Consider the following 21,158-nt stretch of genomic DNA (forward strand, 5'->3'; position numbering starts at 1 on the left):
CGCCTTGGTTGGCTACTTGTAGGTTTGACCGACCTACAAGAGATTGCAGATGGGTTACTTCGTTCCGAGTAGTGATTTGTTTGGAAGTTTAGGGGGGTACTATCCGCCGGGTTTTGGACATGCGCCGATGGTCTAATACGAACTAGCCATCTTCCTTTGCCTTGGCCTTTTGGCCGCAGTCTATTACCAGCATTTAACTGATCAGCCTTTTTGACTGCTTCCTATTAACGACGGTTCAGACGTACCTTCCTTGCGTCCCCATGCTTCCTTGCTTGAAGGTTGCCGAATTAGGCTTTCAGCATTGCCTCCTTTCATCCCCGCTTTACGGATTGATGACCAATCGCTACCGTAGGGGAAGTGCTTTCAGGTGGGCGCTTCACCGAATGGACTTGCCCTTTAAGGCTCACCATCATCACTACTCAGTTGTCAAGGTTCATTACCTTGCCAGTCATCCTTCTTAGCAATTGCTTGCTTCGATTTCGACTGAACGAATCGCACTCATAGGAGCATTATAACCTTTAGTCGCTTCTAATGTCACTGCCCCTAAATACCCTCTATCACTGCTCTTACAGTTCACCTGCACAAAGTACCGGCGCAAGTGCATCACTCAACCCATGCTGAATAGGCTCAGAGAGATATTTTCTGAAACTCTGCAAAAGTGGGAGGGAGAGCTGATTGAGTTCAATGGTGAGGCGGATCACGTCCATCTGCTAATGTCCGTCAACCCAAAGGTTCAGCCGTCTAAACTGGTCAACAACCTAAAGACTGTCTCTAGCCGCCTGATGAGCACCTGGGCAAGGTTTATCGAAAGCCGGTCTTCTGGAGCCGTTCGTACTGCATCATTACCTCTTTCGGTTCTCACTCAGTACATCCAGCAGCAGGCTGAGATTGAGTGATTGCTCCCTTCGCACCACCCCCCAAGCCTTCGGCTATGGGCGGAGCACTGCGACGGATTTTGGTAGTATCTCTATCTAAACCAAAGGTTGAGTTTTGGCAGGATAGGTCCGCCCCCGCCACTGCTTAGGACGCTGGCAACAGGAGAGGGTAATCCGCAGAGCCGCTAGAGGATCCGCAAGGGGGGAAAGCCAAAAGAGCCAGCGCCCTTGACCTGTTTGCCAATCGTAGGCGGGGGCGATCGCTAGGGTCATGCCCCAGCGAATTAGCACCAGCAAGCCATTGAGGAATGTTGCCATCTCTAGGGGGAGGGTGGGAGAAGTGACTGCTAGGGCAATCAGCCCTAGACCAAAGAGGGGCAAGGGGAGTCCCTGCACTGCCCAGAGAAAATAGACATCGCCCCAAACCTGTGCCGCTGGGGTGGCGTCCTTGAGGTCAAGCGATCGCCCCCACTCTCGCCAGGTTTCTGCCATCCCTTCATACATTCGCACCTTAAGCACCTTTGACCCATCGCGAAAAGCCACCCGGGCACCTGCCGCCGCTGCCGCCCGCACCAATGTCACATCATCACAAAAGGAGGAAGCAGCCACTTGGTAGCCCCCCATTGCCTCAAGGCGCGATCGCCGAATGAGCAGGCACTGACCATTGGCTAGGATCCGCTCCGGCTGAGTTTCCACGCTGCGAGCTGCACCAAAACGATAGATCAATGTTAAAAGCAACGCCGGTTGCAGCCACCATTCCCCTCCTGTTTTGAGGACAAAGCGGGGTGAGAGGGAAATGAGATCCAATTCCTCCCGCTGGGCAGTCTCCAGGAGACTCGCCACAAGGCCAGGTTGCGGTTGCGTATCGGCATCAATCCCCAAAATCCACTCACTCTGCGGATGGGCGCGACAAAACCCCGTCTGCAATGCCCAGGGTCGCCCTACCCAACTAGGGGGCAAGGGGGGATCAAATTCAAGACGAAGGCGAGGTTCTCGATCCTGGGCTGCCCGCACGATCTCGGCTGTGCCATCTTGGGAGTGACTATCCACAACCAGAATTTCCCGCACCTCGTAGCCTTGGCGCATTAGCCCCTCTAGGCAGGGTTGCAACCGCCGTGCCTCATTGAGGGTGGGGACAATGATGGAGACTTTAGCTAAGTTCTCCGGGCGAGAGGGCTGGGGGGTCAAGGGAGCAGGACGTCGCCAACCTGCCCCTAGGCGAGCCACTAAAATAGCTGCCCAAGGGGCTTGGGCAACAATTGCAGCGCTGGCGATCGCTGCCAATACCACGGCAACGGTACTCAACTTTCTCCTGCCTCGCTGTTGGATGGGGAATTCTCTGGTGGCGGCGCCTCCGTCGGGGACAGCTTGAGCCGTTTAATCGGCAAATTGGCAATCAAGGCTGTTGTCCGCTGATCCGATTCTAGGGAAACCGCTAGTCCCTCCGTTTCTAGCTCCACATAGCGGGAGACCACCTCTAAAATATCGCGCCGTAGATTATCTAAAATTTCAGGTGTCAGCGCTGTGCGATCGTGCGCCAAGACAAGCTTCAAGCGCTCTTTGGCAGTGGTGCGACTGGGGGGAGTGCGGGTAAACAGCCGCTCCAGAAGTTCACTGATCATCCCTTTGCCCCAAACAAGCGTCGAATGCGACTAAATAACCCACCGCTTGCCGCCTCTAAGTCAAGAAACTCAACTTTTTCCCCCTCCAGGCGGCGGGCAATGTTCATAAAGGCTCGCCCAGCCAAAGATGGAGACTCGGCCAAAACCAGCGGCTCCCCCTTGTTGGTGGAAACAATCACCTTCTCATCCTCAGGAACAATCCCAATGAGCGGAATTGAAAGAATTTCTTGGACATCCTCGACAGACATCATGTCGTTGGCTGCAACCATTGCGGGGCGTAGGCGATTTAAGATCAGATGGCTGTTGCGAATGCGGTAGGCCTCCAGAAGGCCAATCACGCGATCGGCATCCCGTACTGCGGCGATTTCCGGCGTTGTCACTACCAACGCCTCCTGAGCTGGGGCAATGGCGTTGCGAAACCCTGCCTCAATTCCCGCTGGACAATCAATGAGCACATAATCGTAGTGTTTACTTAGGGCTGAGGCCAACTGCCGCATTTGCTCCGGCGTGATGGCATCTTTATTGCGGTTTTGGGCGGCTGGTAGTAACACCAATTTATTTAGACGCTTATCGCGCACAAGGGCCTGATCCAAGCGACACTGCCCGGTCAGCACATCAATCGCAGTGTAAACAACCCGATTTTCCAAGCCAAGCAATAGGTCAAGGTTGCGCAAGCCGAAGTCCGCATCAATGAGCACCACCGATCGCCCCAACTTTGCCAAAGCGACACCAATATTGGCACTGGCGGTTGTTTTCCCCACACCCCCTTTACCCGAGGTAATGACAATCGTGCGCCCCATTGAACTCCCTAGGAATTGGCTTACTAAAATAGATTATCTTAAGGTGCTTCGGATACAGCGAGAGATCCTGCCCAAGCATCGGCTGGGGCAATCTGAATGCCCTGCGGCGTGGCATAGGCCACCTCTGGATAGGGAGGCTTGGGGGGATCGGGAGTACGCGCGACAAAATCAGCAATCCGCAACTGTGTGGCCGCCATTTCTAGGGTCATAATTCGGGCCCCTAAGTTGCCCTTAGCGCCGGCGTGAGCCACACCCCGCAACCGGCCCCAAACAATAATATCCCCTGCAGCAATAACGCTGGCGCCCGCATTGACATCGCCGACAATGACTACACTGGCCTCGTGGCGAATTTCCATGCCAGAGCGCAGGGTTGTTTTCAAGTAAAGGGGGTTAGCTGCTGCGTTGGCCTCCCTATCGGCTTCTTTTACAAGTAGCGGAGGCAGTTCCCTTTGTTGGACACTGTAACCAAGGGTGGCAGCAGCGATCGCCGTCTGGCGGCGTTCAGTAATAATTTTGTCCAGTCGCAACTGATGCTCACTAAGAGCGTCTGCCAACTGTTGCAGCTGGGATTGATCTAAAAGCCGCTGCCCACAGACACAGTCCACGGGTAAGGTTTCTGACCAAAGATGTTCTTGACCTGCGAGATACACTTGTAGTTGTGGCCACAGGTCAATCCAATCGAGGTCAGCAGGCAATATGAATCGGCAGCGTCCTTCACAATGTTCTAGAACAAGACCATTGATAGGTATTTCGGCTGATTCAACCTCATCCCCCTCTTCAGTGCTTTCCGTAACAGATTCCTCTAGGGAGGGTGTCTGTGCCTCACTCATGTTTTTTTCACCCGTAGTCGCTGCGTAATCAAGACTATGCCGGTATCCCGAATTAAGGCCACCGAGACCCAGCGGTTACCGGGCTGTTGGGGGGCACGTCCCACCTTAAAAATGCCACCCGCAGAGAGAAGTTCTAATTTCACGGGGCTGGGATTGGCGTAGGTTTGAGTATTGATGGGTTGATCACTGGCAGCACCAAGGAGAATTGCGTTGCCAATGGGTTCTTGAACAATCGCATCTAAACTAAACTCTTCACCGGGGCGCACCGTTTGGGGAAGCGAGAATTCCACGGTGGGGGGTGTGGCACCAATGGTGATCGTGGTTTTTTCTTGGGTAATGTCTTGGCGGACAATTTTGCCGTTGCGGACGACTTGAGTGGCTTGGAGGCTGCCGCGCATCCGTTGTGGGCGATCGCTGGTGCCCCCCGTCCCTTCAATCGTGGTGCTAATCTCTAAAATCCAGTCATTGCCCTGCTGTTGCCAACGATTCACCGTCGTCCGATAGCGAATATCGCGGTAGGGCTGCCAAAAGATGGGCAACCGTTTGCGCAATATCTCAAGGGTCAAGCCGTCGGCAGTTTTGAAGTCAGGATCATAGAAGGTCAACACCCCCTCTAAGTCCTTTTGACTGGCCGCCGCATCCAAACCACTGATTACCGCTTGTACAGATTTCGGCAGCGGAACAGAAGTTGCCTGCCCTAGGGGCGCAGCCCAAGTCCACTGCGGGATGCCGCCACAGGTCACTGCTAAACCCAGAATCGAAACCAGAACGTATCGCCGCATTGTGAATTGCCTTTGCTGTTAGGGTCTATTCATGATCATCAAAGTTGGCGGAGTTATCCTGCTCGTCAGTGGGGGGACGATCCAACGGTTGATAGGGCACATATTCACTGCCATCGGTGGTGTTTTCCGGGCGCGGACGGGGAGGGCGGCGACGCAGCGGGCGATCGCTCACTGTTGCTGTTTCTGTCGTAGGCGGTGGGGGACGGCGGGTGGGGCGGGGCGTTGGTGTCGGCGGGCGATAGGGTTCATCCACAATCTCCTCTGCGGCCGGTGTGGTCGGTCGAGGACGACGGGAGGGGGGACGACGGACACTGGGACGGCTGGGAGGTTCAGTTCCGGGCGGCGTACTGCGCCGCGAGGGTAAACGTCCTACTGGGGGAGTATCCCCCACATCCTCGTCTTCATAGCGCGATCGCGAGACATCACGGCTACCCCGAATGCGCCGCAGCGGTGGATAGTCCTCCTCCTCTTCTTCCTCGTCCTCGTAGGGTTCAAGTTCCTCTATTTCTGCACGATAGGTGTAGCTGCGGCTGACGGGGCGCTCTTCATCCACAATGGGGGTATTCCGCCGCGCCTGTTCTGTGGCTACGCGCCGCAAACGAATACTTTCGTAAGCAAAAAATGCAGCCGTGCCCGTCAGCAGAAACTGGCCAAAGAGAAGAATGGGATCCAGACGCCACCCTTGAAAAAAGAGAATCCCACCGCACAGGAGAGCCACTGCCGCAAAGAAAATATCGTGATCCCGCGCCAGCTCTGGCTGAATCGAGCGCAGAAAATAGAGGAGGGCACCTGCTACCGCTAGAGCAATCCCCAAGATGCCAGCAGGTCCTAGTCCGACATTAACAATTTGACCAAGGAGAGGGAAAAAGAAAAGATAAGTCATTTAACCCATTGACTGAAGGGGCAACATAGAAGGAGAAGCCATAGCCCTGGGGCTATGACCCTATTCTAACGGCAATTGGCAAATCTACTCGTTGGCCTAGGGCCTAAGAAGAACGCTGCACTTTATCAATTTGGCTAATAGCAATGAGAGCAATAAAGGTGAGACCTAAAACGACGGCTCCTGAAACCAAACCAATAAAGAAGCCCTTGAGGGAAGGGGTAATCGTTAATAGTAGAGGGTATGCAGCGTGAATCATGGCTGTTTTTTGCAGGTCAAAGTGAACACTAGAATTTTAACAAAACTCGGCCTTGCTGCTAAGGAAGGCAACGACTAGACTGAATGGCGCCACACTGCATCGCGCCAAGCCCGTAGCCGCGCGATCAACCGTTCTCGGATATTCTGCCAGAAAGCAAATGGAAGGCCTGCTTGGGGAGAATGCCGGGGCACTAAGCCAAGGTTGGCACCCACGGGTCTGAGCGATCGCCCCATGGCCATGGCCGCTTCACGCGCTTCCTCTTCAGGATTTAGAAATGTGAGGGTGGGAGCAGGGATCCAACGCGCCAGTTCGCAATAGCGATCGCGGGGATGATTTTTCACTTCCCCTTTCACTACCAAGGTTGCCGATTCTCCCCCATCCACAGCAGTGGCATCCGTCACCCCCTGCTCTAGCAAAAAGGTTTGAAGCTGCGGAAAGGACACCCCCTTTGAACCACCATTGCCCCGCCCATCGCTAACCACAAAAATATACTCATTACCGCGCTTGCCGAGAATCGCCTTGGGAGACGTGCGATCGCTCCCATCCACGGGCAGTTTCTTGCCTGCCTCTAACAACTGCTGCGAGCCACTCACCAAATTAAACGGCTGCTCTGGCAACTTGCCGCGATAAAACTCGACTCCCCCTTGGGCAGGAAAGTGCACCATTGCTGCATAGCCACCCTCGTAGGGGCGCACCCCACGGCCATTCACAATGTAAGCTCCGAGAACGCCTGCAGGAATCTGCCCTCGGCCCGTTAAGCAAGTCTGCCGCAGTGCCGCGTAGCCAATGCCAGCGGGCGCCAATTCCCCCATGATCCATTTTTGATAGTCCTGAAAAGAACGCAGGGATTGAGCATTCAACCAACGGAAAAAATTCGTATTCATGGCTACCACAGCTCCCGTGCGCCGCGCAAAAGCCGCTGTCGTCTCTAAGTAAGTGTCCTCACCACTGGGGGTGGGTTCGGTCATCACCACCCGATAATCTGCCATTGGAGCTGCCACCATGTACACCTGCGTTTGATCTATTCTGTGGATTGCGTACTGGAGAGTGGCCAACGAAACGCCTAGCCCCGGCAGCACACTCAGCATTTGTCTTCCTCCAGCAAAGCCGTCAGGTTTGGTGAACTATCCCTAGCTTAGGACGCAAAACCAGAGGATTCTGCCCCAATCTGCTTCCAGCATAAGCAATAAATCAACATAAATCTTTAGATTCTTTTAACCCACATCCTTAGGGAATCTGCCTAGGATCGGGATGGGATTTTCTGGACGCTTTGGCACCATGGAACAAATACCCGCCCCAATCTGGACACTGACCGCCGGCATTGTTGTAACCCTGATTAGTTTCTGGGTTGGACAGCACCATGGTCTTCTGCCGGAACAAGCTTCTGAGCAAGCTCCCCTGGTGGACAACTTCTTCAACATTATGCTCACAATTGGTACTGCCCTCTTTTTGGTTGTGCAGGGTGCCATTCTTCTTTTTGTGATTCGCTATCGCCGCCGCCCCGGTGATGAGGGGGATGGCCTGCCCATTGAGGAAAACTTACCCCTAGAAGTCTTCTGGACTGCCATTCCCGCCCTCATTGTGATTTTCCTTGGTATCTACAGTGTGGATATTTTTCAACGGATGGGGGGGCTGAATCCGGGGGATCACACCCTGCACACAATGCATACCCCTGAGCAAGCGGTTGCAGTGGTTGCTGAGGCTCCCTCCAAAACCACCAGTGATGCAACTGCCCTCTTGGCAGCGGCGCCAACTCCAGAAATTGGCATTGGGGCTAGTCCCGATGTTCAAGGCAAAGCTCCGGACGTCGTGGTGGATGTGACGGGTATGCAATATGCATGGATTTTTACTTACCCCGACAGTGGCATTGTCTCTGGGGAGTTGCATATTCCGGTGGGCAAGGATGTGCAGTTAAACCTTTCTGCCCGCGATGTCATCCATTCCTTTTGGGTGCCCCAGTTTCGCTTAAAGCAGGATGCAATTCCCGGTGTACCCACCGAATTGCGATTTAAGGCAACCAAAGTGGGGACATATCCGGTCATCTGTGCGGAGCTGTGTGGTGGCTACCATGGTGCCATGCGCACGCAGGTGATTGTGCATACCCCAGAGGATTTTGAAGCGTGGCGCACTCAAAACCAAGTAACGGCAACGGCTCCTGTGATCTCCTCTCTGAGCGATCGCCATATTGAGGCAATAGGAGTTACCCCACAATTGGTGGCGCAGGTGGAAGCAATGACCCACCACCATTCTCCTGACAAGCTTTAGCATTCTACCTACTGTCGTATTCTTGAGAGAGTTATGGCGCAAGCACAACTGCCGCTAGAGACCCCCCTGTCACTCCCTGGGCATCCCAAGGCGTGGAAGTGGTATGACTATTTCACCTTCAATGTGGATCACAAGGTCATCGGCATTCAATACTTGGTCACTGCCTTTATCTTTTACCTGATTGGTGGCCTAATGGCGGTGGCTATGCGCACGGAGCTGGCAACGGCTGATTCCGATTTTTTGAATCCCAATCTCTACAATGCCTTCATGACCAACCACGGCACAATCATGATTTTCTTTTGGGTTGTGCCAGCAGCCATTGGGGGCTTTGGCAACTACTTGGTGCCCTTGATGATAGGGGCACGGGACATGGCCTTCCCTCGCCTTAATGCCCTGGCCTTTTGGCTCAATCCGCCAGCGGGGGCGCTCCTTTTGGCCAGTTTTCTCTTTGGGGGTGCCCAAGCGGGTTGGACGGCCTATCCCCCCTTGAGTACGATTACGGCCACCACTGCCCAGAGTATGTGGATTCTGGCGATTGTCCTGGTGGGCACCTCCTCGATTTTGGGGGCGGTGAACTTCATCGTTACCATCTGGAAAATGAAGGTGCCCAGTATGCGCTGGAATCAACTGCCCCTCTTTTGCTGGGCAATGCTGGCTACCTCCCTTCTAGCGCTGGTGTCAACACCTGTGCTGGCGGTGGGTTTGATTTTGCTGCTGTTTGACATTAACTTTGGCACCTCGTTTTATAGGCCCGATGCGGGAGGAAATGTCATCATTTATCAACACCTGTTTTGGTTTTACTCCCATCCGGCAGTGTACCTGATGATTCTGCCAATTTTTGGCATCATGTCTGAGGTGATTCCAGTTCATGCCCGCAAGCCGATCTTTGGTTATCAGGCGATCGCCTACTCCAGTTTGGCCATCTGCTGTGTGGGGCTTTTTGTTTGGGTGCACCACATGTTCACCAGCGGCACTCCCCCTTGGATGCGGATGTTCTTTACCATTTCGACGCTGATTGTGGCTGTGCCCACAGGCGTGAAAATCTTTAGTTGGGTGGCCACCCTCTGGGGGGGCAAAATTCGCCTCAACAGTGCCATGCTCTTTGCCATTGGCCTCCTATCCATGTTTGTCTTGGGGGGTCTCAGCGGTGTCACCTTAGGGACTGCCCCCGTGGATATTCACGTCCACGACACCTACTATGTGGTGGCCCACTTTCACTACGTGCTTTTTGGGGGATCGGTATTTGGTCTCTATGCCGGGATTTACCACTGGTTTCCGAAAATCACGGGGCGGCTTTTAGATGAGCGATTGGGAATTCTTCACTTTGTCCTCACCTTCATTGGCACCAACCTGACCTTTTTGCCGATGCACGAGTTGGGACTGAAAGGGATGCCACGGCGGGTAGCAATGTACGATCCGCAATTTGAGCCAATTAATTTCATTTGCACAATTGGTGCTTTTGTCTTGGCTTTCTCAATTATTCCTTTCTTGATTAACGTCCTCTGGAGTTGGAACAAGGGTAAAATTGCGGGCGACAATCCCTGGGGTGGTCTCAGCCTAGAGTGGACAACTAGTTCACCGCCGCCCATTGAAAACTGGGAAGTGCTGCCCGTGGTCACCAAAGGTCCCTATGACTACGGCATTGAGCAGCGCAAGGGAAGTACGAATGAAAATGAGGAAGAGTAGGACATTCTAGGAGCGATCGCCATGCAAGGGACGATTGATTCTCAGACCACCGCCATAACTGCTGATCATGGCCATGAGCACCCTGATTTTCGGGTTTTAGGGTTGCTAGTTTTTCTCATTTCTGAATCCCTGATGTTTGGCGGCCTCTTTGCCGCCTATTTGCTCCTGCGGGGCATGCATGCACAATGGCCACCTGAAGGCACCGAGGTGGAACTTCTTGTGCCCACCATTAACACGCTCCTTCTCCTCTCCAGTAGCTTTGTCATCCACTACGGCGATGTTGCCATCAAGAGGGATGATGTGCGCAGTATGCGCAAGTGGTACTGGATCACGGCAGCCATGGGGGCGGTGTTTCTAGGGGGCCAAGTCTATGAGTATCTCACCCTTGGCTACGGCCTGCGCACGAATGTCTTTGCCAACTGCTTCTATGTAATGACAGGCTTCCACGGCCTCCATGTTTTTGTGGGTATTTTGCTGATTTTGGGGGTGATTTGGCGATCGCGCCGTCCGGGGCACTACAGCGCCCAGAAGCATACGGGAGTGACCATGGCAGAAATCTACTGGCACTTTGTGGATGTCATCTGGATTATTCTCTTCACACTGCTGTATATCCTGACTCGCTTTTAGGGACAGGTCTTGAATTGGGGCGATCGCGGGTCAAAGTTGCACTGATAAACGACAGGGGCTTGCCAACTCAGGGGAATCTCCAAAAGGTCACGGGTACCCGTAATTCCCTGCAAAAGGAAAAGAACAAGGGCAAGGGAATTCAAGCCGATGTGAATGCGTCGCCAAGTTAGCGATCGATCTTGGTAAATCTCCCGCACAATGGCCACAGAAAAAATCATCAGCATCACAGCCGCCAAGCCAACGTAAAAGTGGGAAACCCACCACTCATCATCACGACGAAAGACCCCCGGCTGAAAGGCCAGAATGATTACCCCCATCCCTGAGAGCGTAGCAAAGACAGCACGCCATCGCTTGGATTGAGCGCGATACAGAAGCACCGTTGCTGCAATAGTCACCACAAACATCAGCGCCACTAGGACAACAGAGAGCGGTTGCAGCGTGTTGTTCTCCGCCTGCATCAAGAAGCCCTGAAACCCGAAGACCACTGAGTATGCCAAGGCCACCAATGTGATGCCAACCACACCAGCAGCCAAAAGATTGCCCAATCTCACGTGCAGACTGCCCACGGTAGCAGGAATCGTGGTGGTTCCTTTGAGGCGCCGCTGCCGCGTCTGCAGGGCAAAGAAGGCAGTGATCCCCAGTACGGGAAAGACAAAGGTGCAGGCCAAGATGGGATGCAATAGCAAAATGATGTCTTTGAGGTTGAGAAACATAGGGGCTAAGAAAGACAAAGCCAATTTTAAGGTAGCGTAACCCCTAGAGGGGCGATCGCCACCTAGGGACGCGGTAAATCAAAGAAGAGCAGTTTAGTCAGTAATCCAACGGTAGCCACCAACAGCGTCACCAGGAATCCCCACAGCCGTGCATCTGTGCCTGCCTGTCGCTTAGAAATATCCTGTAAAGTGGACTCTACAGTATCAATCCGCTGCCCTAACTGTGCCTCTGCGGAATTGAGCCGTTGATCAAGGTTGGTCTCTACAGCATTAATCTGCTGTTCTAGCTTGGCTTCGACGGCATTGATGCGCTGCTCTAGCTTTGCCTCTACGGCATTAATCTGCTGTTCCAGCTTGGCTTCGACAGCATTGACGCGCTGCTCCAGTTTGGTCTCTACAGCGCTAATCTGTTGTTCAAGTTTGGCTTCGACGGCATTGATGCGCTGCTCCAGTTTGGCCTCTGTGCTATCAATCTTGTCTTCAAGCCTTTGGAATTTCTCGTTACTAGTGGCGATGTGAATATCGAGCTTTTTCTCCATGCCTTGGATGGCAGCTTGCATTGTCTGCAAATGGCTTTGCATTCCTTGGATCGCATCCAAGACTTGGCTCAACTCGGAACGGCTAACGGATTCAGTCATCATTCTGATCATTCTGAGGCTTGAAGAACGGACGTGGAGGGATTTGAACCCCCGACCCTCAGAACCGGAATCTGATGCTCTATCCACTGAGCTACACGTCCAGTGCTCTCATCATAGCATTAACCAAGGTAGGCTTGCTGAACCCGTGGATCATTTAGGAGATCCACAGCACTACCGCTCAGGGTCATTTGACCCGCTTCAAGGACATAACCGCGATCGCCCAATTGTAGGGCAAGGTGAGCATTTTGCTCCACCAGTAGCATTGTCATCCCCTGTTCCCGCAGTTGCGCCAAAATAGCAAAAATTTCTCGTACTAGATTGGGCGCTAAGCCTAAACTGGGTTCATCAAGGAGCAGTAAGCGAGGACGGCTCATCAGAGCACGGGCGATCGCCAGCATTTGTTGCTCACCACCACTGAGGGTTCCTGCCAGTTGGTGTTGTCGTTCCCGCAGTCTGGGAAAACGCTTGAGTTGCTCTTCGAGGTCTTGTTTAATCTGTGCTTTATCTCGACGGCAGTAGGCACCAAGAAGGAGATTGTCGCGAACGGTTTGGCGTGCAAGAACCTGACGCCCCTCTGGACAATGGGCAATGCCTAACCTTACTAATTCGTGGGGCGATCGCCGTGCGATGGATTGACCGGCAAAGCGAATGATACCGTCACTGGGAACGAGTTTAGAGATGGCACGCAGGAGGGTGGTTTTGCCGGCACCATTGGCACCCACAAGGGTAATGCACTCTCCGGCTTCAATGGACAAACTCACGTCTCGCAGAGCGCAAATACCCCCGTAGTGGACACTGAGGGACTCAACTTCCAAAATGCACACTTGAGAACTCATTCCCTAAACCATGGGCTAGGCTTCCTCTGGGTTACGAGTAGGATCGAGATTGCGTTTCAGTTCTTTGAAGAGGGCGCGGGTGCGATTAGTATAATGCAGTTTTGGCTAAATAAGCGGACCATCTGAAACATCCAAGAGCACTGCCACTCTCCTAAATCCGATGGGCACACCCTGTGGACTTTGGTTTTTCCCCTTCTGCAATGAAGGCAGAAAAGAGCATTAACCAGCTACTCTGCTTCTTCGTCAAGATGATAACGACGATAGAGAAAGTCAAGGGCATCGTTGCGCAGTTGGTAGTAGGTGGGATCTTCAAGGATACGCTCGCGATCACGCGGACGTGGGAAAGGAATTGTCATGATTTCACCAATTTTGGCAGCAGGCCCATTGGTCATCATCACTAGGCGATCAGCTAAAAAGAGTGCCTCGTCAATGTCGTGGGTAATCATTAGCACGGTGCAGCGATGTTTCTGCCAAATGCTGAGCAGTTCCTCTTGCAGTTCCTCCTTGGTGATGGCATCGAGGGCGCCAAAGGGTTCATCGAGAATCAGGATTTCTGGCCGAATCGCAAGGGCACGAGCGATCGCCACCCGTTGTTTCATCCCTCCTGACAACTGTGCCGGATATCTATTTGCGGCCTCCGCTAGACCCACCATTGCCAAATGTTCGCGGACAATCGCCATCTTTTGCGGGCGGGATTTCTTTGGCCAGACGGCATCCACGGCAAGATAAACATTCTCAGCAGCAGTTAACCACGGCAAGAGGGCATAGTTCTGAAACACCACCATGCGATCGGGTCCCGGCTCCTTGATAGGCTGACCCTTGAGGCGCACTTCTCCCGTGGTGGGACGCACAAAGCCTGAGACCATATTGAGTAAGGTGGTTTTGCCGCAGCCAGAGTGACCAATGACACAGATAAACTCTCCCGCTTGAATATCGAGGGTAATATCCGTCAGCACGGTAAAGGGGCCTTTCTTGGTGGGATAGACTTTGCTCACCTGCTCTAGGCGCAAAAAGGATTCAGCGGAAACTACAGCAGCAGGGGTAGTCATGGCTTGGTTTCCTTGGCTAATCATGGGTAACTCCAATCGTCTGACATCTGGGCTTAAGCAGCACGGGGCAAGGGCAAATTCAAAGGAATTTCTGCCATATAGACCTCGTGTTTGATTTCTAGGCTATTGAGGTAGCTAATGGGGTCATCGGCATTAAACGTGGTGCCGTCAAAGAGTTGGATTGGTCCAGTGCGATACTTAATATCCAAGAGTCCCAACTCCCGGGCCGCTGTACTAAAGACACTCACTCGACACACCCGTTCGAGAATTTCCACCCAGTTGCGAGGGAAGGGGAGAGTGCCCCAACGGGCAAGCTGGGTCATCATCCACAGGTGCTCAGTGCGGCTGGGACGATTCACGCCGTCGCCAAAGAACAGATGATGTACTGGCCCGCCATTTTGATCTACCCCCAGTTCTATGTACTCAGGGGTGGTGGCCACGTAGGCCTTGCGGCTGAGGATTTGCTTAATTTCCTCGCTGTGAGCGGGGTCGGCACAGTAACGACAGGCATCCAGTAGGGCTTTGACTAGGGCAATGTGGGTATTGGGATAGGCCGTCGCCCAATCTTCGCGCACACCCAGCACTTTCCCCGGATGCCCTGCCCAAATGTCAATGTCGCTGGCAATAGTAAAGCCCACCCCCTCTTTGGCCGCCCGCAGATTCCAAGGATCACCTACGCAGTAGCCATCAATACTGCCAGAGCGCAGAGCCGCAACCATTTGTGCCGGTGGAATCGTTTGTAGATAGACATCGTGATCGGGGTGAATGCCCGCTGCCGCCAGCCAGTAGCGCAATAGGAGATTATGCATGGACGAGGGATGCACTATCCCAAAACGGTGGGGGCGATCGCGCGTTTGCAGCAAGTAGCGGTGAAAGTCACCAAGGGTACGAATCCCCTGCTCAGCAAATTCCTTTTTCAGCGTGATGCCATTGCCATTACGGCTTAGGGTCAGAGCACTGACCACAGGAAGCGGCTGGTCTTCATGACCACCACAGGTAAACCACACGGGCATCCCTGCCGGCATCTGAGCGGCATCGAGATAGCCTGCGGCAATCCCATCCACAATGCCCCGCCAACTGCTCTCGCGCACAAGGGACACTTCCTCTAGACCATGGTGGGTAAAGAACCCCTTTTCGTAGGCAACGGCAATGGGAGCGCAGGCGGTCAAGGGCACAAAGCCAATTTCCAGATTCGTTTTTTCGAGACCGTGGCGGGCAATGGCCGGTTTGCGACGTGCCTGCAACTGTTTCACCCGTTTTTGCTGGTTGAGGAAATAGATGATCTCACTGCGCAGACTGTAGTAACTGGGGTGTTCGACAACGGCCAGCCGCTGCCGGGGACGGGGAATATCTACCTCAAGAATGCCGCCAATTTTGGAGCCGGGGCCATTGGTGAGCATCACAATCCGATCCGAGAGCAGCACCGCCTCATCCACATCATGGGTGACCATCACCGTCGTCACCTGCTGGGCTTCGCAGATCTTCATCAATTGTTCCTGCAAATTGCCCCGTGTTAGGGCATCTAGGGCACCAAAGGGTTCATCTAGCAGCAGCAGCTTCGGCTGAATTGCAAGGGCACGGGCGATCGCCACCCGTTGTTTTTGGCCGCCAGAGAGCATTGTGGGTGGCTTGTGGGCATGGGGGCGCAACCCCACGAGGTCAATATGAGACTCGACAATTTGCCGCCGTTCAGCCGGAGTCAGGTGATCGAGCACTTCATCCACCGCTAGGGCAATGTTCTCGCGTACCGAAAGCCACGGCAGCAGCGAGTAGTTTTGAAAGACCACCATGCGATCGGGCCCCGGTTGGCGCACCCGCTGTCCCTCCAACGTCACCACCCCTGAGGTGGGCAGGTCTAAGCCGGCAATCATATTTAGTAACGTGGACTTGCCACAGCCGGAGTGACCAATCAGCGAGATAAACTCCCCCTTTTGAATTGTCAGGTCAATTCCTTTGAGGGCGAGATACTGCCCCCCATTCGTCAGGTCAAAGACCTTCTCCACTTGATCCAAAGCCACAAAAACGCCCATGATTTCCTCCTAGCGATTTGCTGGTGCAATCTTGCTTTGCAGGAAGCCCACCAAGCGATCCAAAATCAGGCCAATAGCACCGATATAGACCACCGCCACAATAATTTCCGTGACGTAGTTTTGCTGGTAGGCATCCCAAATGAAGAAGCCAATGCCCGCCACCCCCGACATGACGATTTCAGCAGCAATAATCGCCAGCCATGCCAAGCCAATGGCAATCCGCAAGCCTGTGAAAATGTAGGGCAGTGCCGAGGGCAAGAGAATTTTCAAAAAGAACGTTTTCTTTGACAGCCGCAGCACCCGCGACACATTTTTGTAATCCTGGGGAATTTCCCGTACACCCACGGCAGTATTGATGAGAATCGGCCAAATGGAGGTAATGAAAATTACAAAGATCGCGGCGGGTTCATTTTGGCGCAACGCCGCAAGGGAGATGGGTACCCACGCTAAGGGTGCCACCATGCGCAGAAATTGAAAGATGGGGTCGAGGGACTTATTCAGAGCCTTACTGGTACCTACCAAAATCCCCAGAGTGATTCCGACAATGGCTGCCAACCCATAGCCTTGGGCAACGCGGGTCAAGCTAATTAGGGTTTGTCGTGCCAACCCCTGATCAAGGGGGCTGTTGTAGTAAAAGGGATGAAAGATCAGATAGCGACTGCGCTCATCAGCAAACACTTGAATCGGACCGGGGAGGGAGAGAATTTTGATCGAAGAGAGAATCTGCCAAACCACCAGAAACCCAATCACACCAATAATCGGTAGGTAAAAATCCGCCCCCTGCTGGCGCAGAAACTTCAGGAGGGGATTGGCATTGCCATTACGGCGAACAGATGCAACAGCCATAGAAGTCTCCTATTGAGTAGCAACGAAATGACTAGGACTTGACCTTGATTTTGAGGCTGTCCAGATAGGCTTGAGGGTTATCGGGATCAAACTTGATGCCATCAAAGAAGGTCTCAACACCCCGTGAGTCGGTGGTGGGAATTTCAGCTGCTGGCACCCCTAACTCTTTGGCGGCCTCTTGCCAGAGATCGCTGCGGTTGACCCGACCAATCATTTGCTTGATATTGTCAAAGTCCTTGAGTTTATCGGCGTTGAAGCCCCAGCGCAGGTTTTCAGTCAAGAACCAGAGGTCGTGACTCTTGTAGGGGTAGGAAATACTGTTGCCATTGGGATCGCGCCAGTACAGGGGTCCTATGTTAAAGTCGTTGAAATTTGGTTGACCATCCCCCATGGTGTAGGTGCCTTCGTAGGGAGGAGTGAGGATGTTGCCGGGAACGTTGAAATACTCGCGGCGGCTACAAATTTGAATGAGTTCAGAGCGGTTGGCCTTGTCATCGCACCACTGCTGAGCTTCCATCACCGCTTTCAAGAGGGCTTTGGTGGCGTTGGGGTGTTTATCGACCCAGTCAGCCCGCACGGCTAGATACTCTTCGGGGTGGTAGGGCCACATCTGTGCCGTTAGGGTAGCCATAAAGCCAATATCATCACTGACAATACGAAAGGGCCAAGGATCACCGGTACTGAAGGCATCCATCGTACCATTGCGCATACCGGCAACCGTTTCAGCGGGAGGAACGGCTAAGAGTTCAATGTCGGAATCAGGGTTAATACCATTGGCCGCAAACCAGTAGCGAATCCACAGGTCTTGGTTGGCATGGGGAAAGGTATAGGCGGCTTTGAACTTGCGGCCGTTATTGGCAGCAAAGGCTTTGATGTAGTCGGGATCAGCGATTTTGAGGTGTAAGCCCTTGCCCTTGTTGGCGCCGGAGATGGCAATTCCATTCCCTTGGGTATTTAACTGTGCCAAAACGTACATTGGCACTTTTTGATTGTTGAGGGTGATAATGCCTTCACTGATCAAGTAGGGCATGGGCATCTGCCACTGACCACCATCAATCCCGCCGGCAGCGGAGCCAATCACCACATTGTCCCGAGCACTGGCCCAGTTGGCCTGCTTGGAGACTTCAGCATTGGTGAGACCATGCTTGGCAAAGAAGCCTTTTTCTTTGGCAATAATCAGGGGGGCTGATTCCACAATGGGCATAAAACCTAATTTAATCGTGTCCGTTTCCACTGCACTCGTAGTGGTAGTCCCCCCTCCCTGCTGTTGTCCTTGGGGAGTTTCTGCGGGAGCACATCCCTTGAGGGCGATCGCCCCCATGGCGGTAGCAGTGGCAGTCATTAAAAAATGACGACGCGATAATTGAGACATAGCGTGACCTATACCGAGAACAGTAAATAGTTGACAAAAAAATCAGATTCCCAGACTCATAGGCCGGGATGGGTTTTCCAATTAGCGGTGGCGAAAGACCGAAATTTGGATTGAAAATAACCTATCACTCCAGCTCGCCAAAAAGATATAGGCCTATACTATAAACTGGAGTTAATTTTATTATGGAATCTATAATCTAGACTAATACTATTAGACCCCTCTATTAGTACAATTTCCCCCCTTGATTGATCACTTGATTGCAGAGCATGAGAAGAATGACAATTTGATTTGTTTTCTTAAACTTGAACTTGATTTGAAGTACTTTAGAGGATGTGCTCTTGGAGGTAAAGCTCGGCCTTGTCGGGGGTCAGCGGCGGGGCAAAAAGATAGCCTTGGCCATAGGGACAACGGAGCGATCGCAACAGTTGCAGTTGAGTCTTGTTTTCAATGCCCTCAGCAATGCAATCAAGGTGCAGGTTGCGCGCCAGAACCAAAATTGTGTGTACCAGCTCTAGGTCTTCTTGGCTGCGATCCATTTGGGAAATGAAGGAGCGATCAATTTTAATGCCATCCAGGGGGAGATTGCGCAAATAGCTCAGGGAGGAATACCCGGTGCCAAAGTCATCAATGTTAATGCGCACGCCCATCTCCTTCAGCTCAGCAAGGATTTCGCAAGCAGAGTCTAGGTGCTGCATCAGCACACTTTCAGTGATTTCGATCTTGAGAAACTGCCCCCTCAAGTGACGATGCTCAAGAGTTTGTTGAATTTCAGCCACAAGGGTGGGCAAAGAAAATTGATTGGCAGAAAGATTAACACTCATTGTAAAGCCCATGGACTGGAGTTTGGGGTACTTTTGCTGCCACTGCTGCAACTGCTCACAGGCATTGTGCAAAACCCAGCGGGAGAGTTCAAAAATTAGTCCCGTTTCTTCGGCAAGAGGAATAAAGACTGTAGGGGAAATGAGGGTATCCCCCTTTTGCCAGCGGAGTAGGGCCTCAAACCCCCGCAGCGATTGACTGCGGAGATTGACAATTGGCTGGTAGTGCAAGAAAAAGTCACCCCGTTCAAGGGCTTGCCGCAGTTCCACTTCTAAATACAGGCGATCGCGCACCTGTTGTAGCAGGGCTGGGTTAAACGTACCGATGCGATTGTGTCCCTTTGTTTTGGCATGGTACATAGCCATGTTGGCATCGCGTAGGAGTTCTTCACTGCTGGTGTAATGGGCATCTCCCATCACCAGGCCAATACTCACGGTGCTGTAGAGGGTGTAGTGATCAATTTCAAAGGGGTGACTGAGGCGCTCCCGCAGGCTTTGGGCAATGACTTGAGCCTGTTCTACGCCCTGAATGTCGTTGAGCAATACGGCAAATTCATCCCCCCCTAAACGGGCCACCACATCTTGAGGACTGACGCAACCGCTGAGCCGCTTGGCAAATGCTTGCAGGAACAAATCGCCAATCGAGTATCCTAGACAGTCGTTGAGGGTCTTGAAGCGATCCAAGTCTAAACAGAGAACAGCGTAGCAATAGTCGGGATGTGCTGCGGCATGGCGGAGGGTTGTGCGCAAGTATTCCTCAAAAAGCCAACGGTTGGGTAAATGCGTCAGGTGGTCATGGCGGGCTTGGTAGAGGAGTTGAGCTTCCATTGCTTTGCGCTCTTGAATTTCCGCTTGCGCTTTTTGATACAGTTCTGCTTGCAAAATGGCGATCGCCAACTGGGTTGAAATTTGCTTAATCAATTCAATTTCGCCGTCTTGCCAGTCGCGGGGATGATCACATTGGTGACAGAGCAGCAATCCCCAAAGCCGCGCTTCCACCACAATGGGGACGACTAAATTGGCCTTGATTTGATAGTGCGCTAGCAGGTCACGATAGCAGGGGTCAACAGCCGCTGTGTCTAAGTTGTTCACTACGTGGATGCGGCCCCGCCTATAGGCTTCAAAATACTGTTCTGTAAAGCAGGAGTCCCCCACCACATCCCCCAAAGCCGACAACCAGGGAGGAACCACAGCTTCGACCTCTATAATGCCCCGCCAGTCATCAAGGAAGCGATAGATGAGGACGCGATCGCACCCCAGGAGTTGGCGCACATCCTTGACGGCAGTTTCGAGAATTGTGCTCAGATCAAGGGATTGGTGAATGTGCTGGGTAATCTGCACAAGCAGGCGATCGTATTGGGCGTGGCGCAGCAGTTGTTGTTCCACTTGGTGGCGATCGATGGCATGGCGGAAACTGCGCGCCAGTAGGTTGGGGGTTAGTTCCTCAATAGTTAAATAGTCCTGAGCACCACTGTGGAGAATCTGCGTGGCCAAATCGGGGCGATCGCCAAGATCAATCACAACTAGGGGCAAGTGTGGATAACGTTGCCGGAGTGTTTGTACTTGTTTAAGGACATGCTCCCCCTGAGCAATGAGAACCAGCAGATGAGGTTTAGCCTGAGCAACCACACCAGGGGTTAAGTGAGGATATAAACAGGTGTGAACTTGGTAGGAAACGTAATCAACCTTTGCCAGATAGGGATACAAAATTTCAGCCGATTGGGGGATGTTTTCAATGATCAATAAGTTGAGCAAAGATACCGAAGAGGTGGATGACGAAGAAAGGCATGGCAGCCGGCCTAAGTTCGTTTGCGGTATGTCCAGTAGCTCCTGGGGATCATCGTTCATCCCAGGAAACACCGTTACTTTTTTGAGCATTTTTGATGATTTATTCAACAGGACTTCTACTATAGTGAGCTAATAAAACATTTTGATTTTGGGCGAGTATTCATTTTTTCTTTCTAAATCCATCATAACGACTGAGGGAGATCACTGTGGGAATGAAATGAATAGGAAGCACGAAAAAGTTGCCGTACAGCGGTATTTTGGATTATCAATAAACAAGAGAAAATAATAGACTTTTATCTATGATGAAGCAAATAAATAGGCTGAGCCGCGTCAAAAGCGGCTCTATATCCATCAAAAGACTAGAGGAAAACTGTGGCCAAAGCTAGAATCGAGCACCAATACCTAGGCGAGCCAAAGGATAGCCAGCACTGGAAAAGCTAGC

General features: G+C 52.6%; 19 protein-coding genes, 1 tRNA gene and 1 pseudogene. 4 read left to right on the plus strand and 17 right to left on the minus strand.

Annotated features, from left to right (window positions below; all coding sequences use genetic code 11):
- Window positions 1-581: 581 nt before the first annotated feature.
- Window positions 582-896, plus strand: a pseudogene (gene tnpA, locus Q0711_RS07240) (IS200/IS605 family transposase); the annotation flags it as partial.
- Window positions 897-971: 75 nt separating this feature from the next.
- Here the strand turns inward: tnpA and cruG are convergent.
- From cruG to Q0711_RS07280, 8 genes are all read right to left on the minus strand, one after another.
- Window positions 972-2,180 carry a 2'-O-glycosyltransferase CruG gene (gene cruG / locus Q0711_RS07245; protein WP_298617747.1) on the minus strand — a complete coding sequence of 403 codons (1,209 nt, stop codon included), beginning with the start codon at window positions 2,178-2,180 and terminating at the stop codon, window positions 972-974.
- Window positions 2,177-2,497 carry a cell division topological specificity factor MinE gene (gene minE / locus Q0711_RS07250; RefSeq protein ID WP_298614621.1) on the minus strand — a complete coding sequence of 107 codons (321 nt, stop codon included), beginning with the start codon at window positions 2,495-2,497 and terminating at the stop codon, window positions 2,177-2,179. Before minE ends, cruG begins: the two co-directional genes overlap by 4 nt.
- Window positions 2,494-3,297 carry a septum site-determining protein MinD gene (gene minD / locus Q0711_RS07255; protein ID WP_298614623.1) on the minus strand — a complete coding sequence of 268 codons (804 nt, stop codon included), beginning with the start codon at window positions 3,295-3,297 and terminating at the stop codon, window positions 2,494-2,496. The genes minE and minD overlap by 4 nt, the downstream gene beginning before the upstream one ends.
- Before the next feature lie 38 nt (window positions 3,298-3,335).
- Window positions 3,336-4,127, minus strand: coding sequence for a septum site-determining protein MinC (gene minC, locus Q0711_RS07260; protein WP_298614625.1), 792 nt, complete (start codon window positions 4,125-4,127; stop codon window positions 3,336-3,338).
- Entirely contained in the window at window positions 4,124-4,909 is a 786-nt protein-coding gene (locus tag Q0711_RS07265) for a nuclear transport factor 2 family protein (RefSeq protein ID WP_298614628.1), read from the minus strand. Before Q0711_RS07265 ends, minC begins: the two co-directional genes overlap by 4 nt.
- Window positions 4,910-4,934: 25 nt before the next feature.
- Window positions 4,935-5,792: a Ycf66 family protein gene (locus tag Q0711_RS07270; RefSeq protein WP_299042166.1), complete on the minus strand. Its 858-nt coding sequence runs from the start codon at window positions 5,790-5,792 to the stop codon at window positions 4,935-4,937.
- 103 nt (window positions 5,793-5,895) lie between these two features.
- The gene (locus tag Q0711_RS07275) at window positions 5,896-6,048 is read right to left on the minus strand and encodes a photosystem II reaction center X protein (RefSeq protein ID WP_298614632.1); all 153 of its coding nucleotides are present in this window, start codon (window positions 6,046-6,048) and stop codon (window positions 5,896-5,898) included.
- A 74-nt stretch (window positions 6,049-6,122) separates the two neighbouring features.
- Window positions 6,123-7,136: a phosphodiester glycosidase family protein gene (locus tag Q0711_RS07280; protein WP_298614634.1), complete on the minus strand. Its 1,014-nt coding sequence runs from the start codon at window positions 7,134-7,136 to the stop codon at window positions 6,123-6,125.
- A 190-nt stretch (window positions 7,137-7,326) separates the two neighbouring features.
- On the opposite strand from Q0711_RS07280, the gene Q0711_RS07285 reads away from it, so the two are divergent.
- From Q0711_RS07285 to Q0711_RS07295, 3 genes are read left to right on the plus strand one after another with little or no spacing between them, the layout of a single operon-like run.
- Window positions 7,327-8,313 carry a cytochrome c oxidase subunit II gene (locus tag Q0711_RS07285; RefSeq protein ID WP_366142444.1) on the plus strand — a complete coding sequence of 329 codons (987 nt, stop codon included), beginning with the start codon at window positions 7,327-7,329 and terminating at the stop codon, window positions 8,311-8,313.
- Window positions 8,314-8,346: 33 nt separating this feature from the next.
- Window positions 8,347-9,999 carry a cytochrome c oxidase subunit I gene (gene ctaD, locus Q0711_RS07290; protein ID WP_298614639.1) on the plus strand — a complete coding sequence of 551 codons (1,653 nt, stop codon included), beginning with the start codon at window positions 8,347-8,349 and terminating at the stop codon, window positions 9,997-9,999.
- Window positions 10,000-10,020: 21 nt separating this feature from the next.
- Window positions 10,021-10,626, plus strand: a complete 606-nt coding sequence (locus tag Q0711_RS07295) for a heme-copper oxidase subunit III (RefSeq protein ID WP_298614641.1) — start codon at window positions 10,021-10,023, stop codon at window positions 10,624-10,626.
- Here the strand turns inward: Q0711_RS07295 and Q0711_RS07300 are convergent.
- The 9 genes from Q0711_RS07300 to Q0711_RS07340 all read right to left on the minus strand — a co-directional run bounded on the left by Q0711_RS07300 (window position 10,623) and on the right by Q0711_RS07340 (window position 20,683).
- Complete coding sequence (locus tag Q0711_RS07300) at window positions 10,623-11,339, minus strand: DUF4079 domain-containing protein (RefSeq protein ID WP_299042168.1); 717 nt, start codon at window positions 11,337-11,339, stop codon at window positions 10,623-10,625. The two genes, Q0711_RS07295 and Q0711_RS07300, sit on opposite strands and share 4 nt — an antisense overlap.
- 62 nt (window positions 11,340-11,401) lie before the next feature.
- Entirely contained in the window at window positions 11,402-11,980 is a 579-nt protein-coding gene (locus tag Q0711_RS07305) for a hypothetical protein (RefSeq protein WP_298614647.1), read from the minus strand.
- A 25-nt stretch (window positions 11,981-12,005) separates the two neighbouring features.
- Window positions 12,006-12,078: transfer RNA gene (locus Q0711_RS07310), tRNA-Arg, on the minus strand.
- 18 nt (window positions 12,079-12,096) lie between these two features.
- Complete coding sequence (locus tag Q0711_RS07315) at window positions 12,097-12,813, minus strand: ABC transporter ATP-binding protein (protein WP_298614649.1); 717 nt, start codon at window positions 12,811-12,813, stop codon at window positions 12,097-12,099.
- A gap of 227 nt (window positions 12,814-13,040) precedes the next feature.
- Window positions 13,041-13,886: a nitrate ABC transporter ATP-binding protein gene (locus Q0711_RS07320; protein ID WP_298614651.1), complete on the minus strand. Its 846-nt coding sequence runs from the start codon at window positions 13,884-13,886 to the stop codon at window positions 13,041-13,043.
- A gap of 29 nt (window positions 13,887-13,915) precedes the next feature.
- Window positions 13,916-15,892, minus strand: coding sequence for a nitrate ABC transporter ATP-binding protein (locus Q0711_RS07325; protein ID WP_299042171.1), 1,977 nt, complete (start codon window positions 15,890-15,892; stop codon window positions 13,916-13,918).
- A gap of 9 nt (window positions 15,893-15,901) precedes the next feature.
- On the minus strand, window positions 15,902-16,738 hold the full coding sequence (gene ntrB, locus Q0711_RS07330) for a nitrate ABC transporter permease (RefSeq protein ID WP_298614659.1): 837 nt from the start codon (window positions 16,736-16,738) through the stop codon (window positions 15,902-15,904).
- A gap of 31 nt (window positions 16,739-16,769) precedes the next feature.
- Window positions 16,770-18,110 carry a CmpA/NrtA family ABC transporter substrate-binding protein gene (locus Q0711_RS07335; protein ID WP_298614662.1) on the minus strand — a complete coding sequence of 447 codons (1,341 nt, stop codon included), beginning with the start codon at window positions 18,108-18,110 and terminating at the stop codon, window positions 16,770-16,772.
- A gap of 323 nt (window positions 18,111-18,433) precedes the next feature.
- A complete protein-coding gene (locus tag Q0711_RS07340; protein ID WP_298614665.1) occupies window positions 18,434-20,683 on the minus strand; it encodes an EAL domain-containing protein in 2,250 nt (749 codons plus the stop codon).
- Window positions 20,684-21,158 lie beyond the last annotated feature (475 nt).

Source organism: uncultured Thermosynechococcus sp. (assembly GCF_937958135.1).
GTDB lineage: Bacteria > Cyanobacteriota > Cyanobacteriia > Thermosynechococcales > Thermosynechococcaceae > Thermosynechococcus.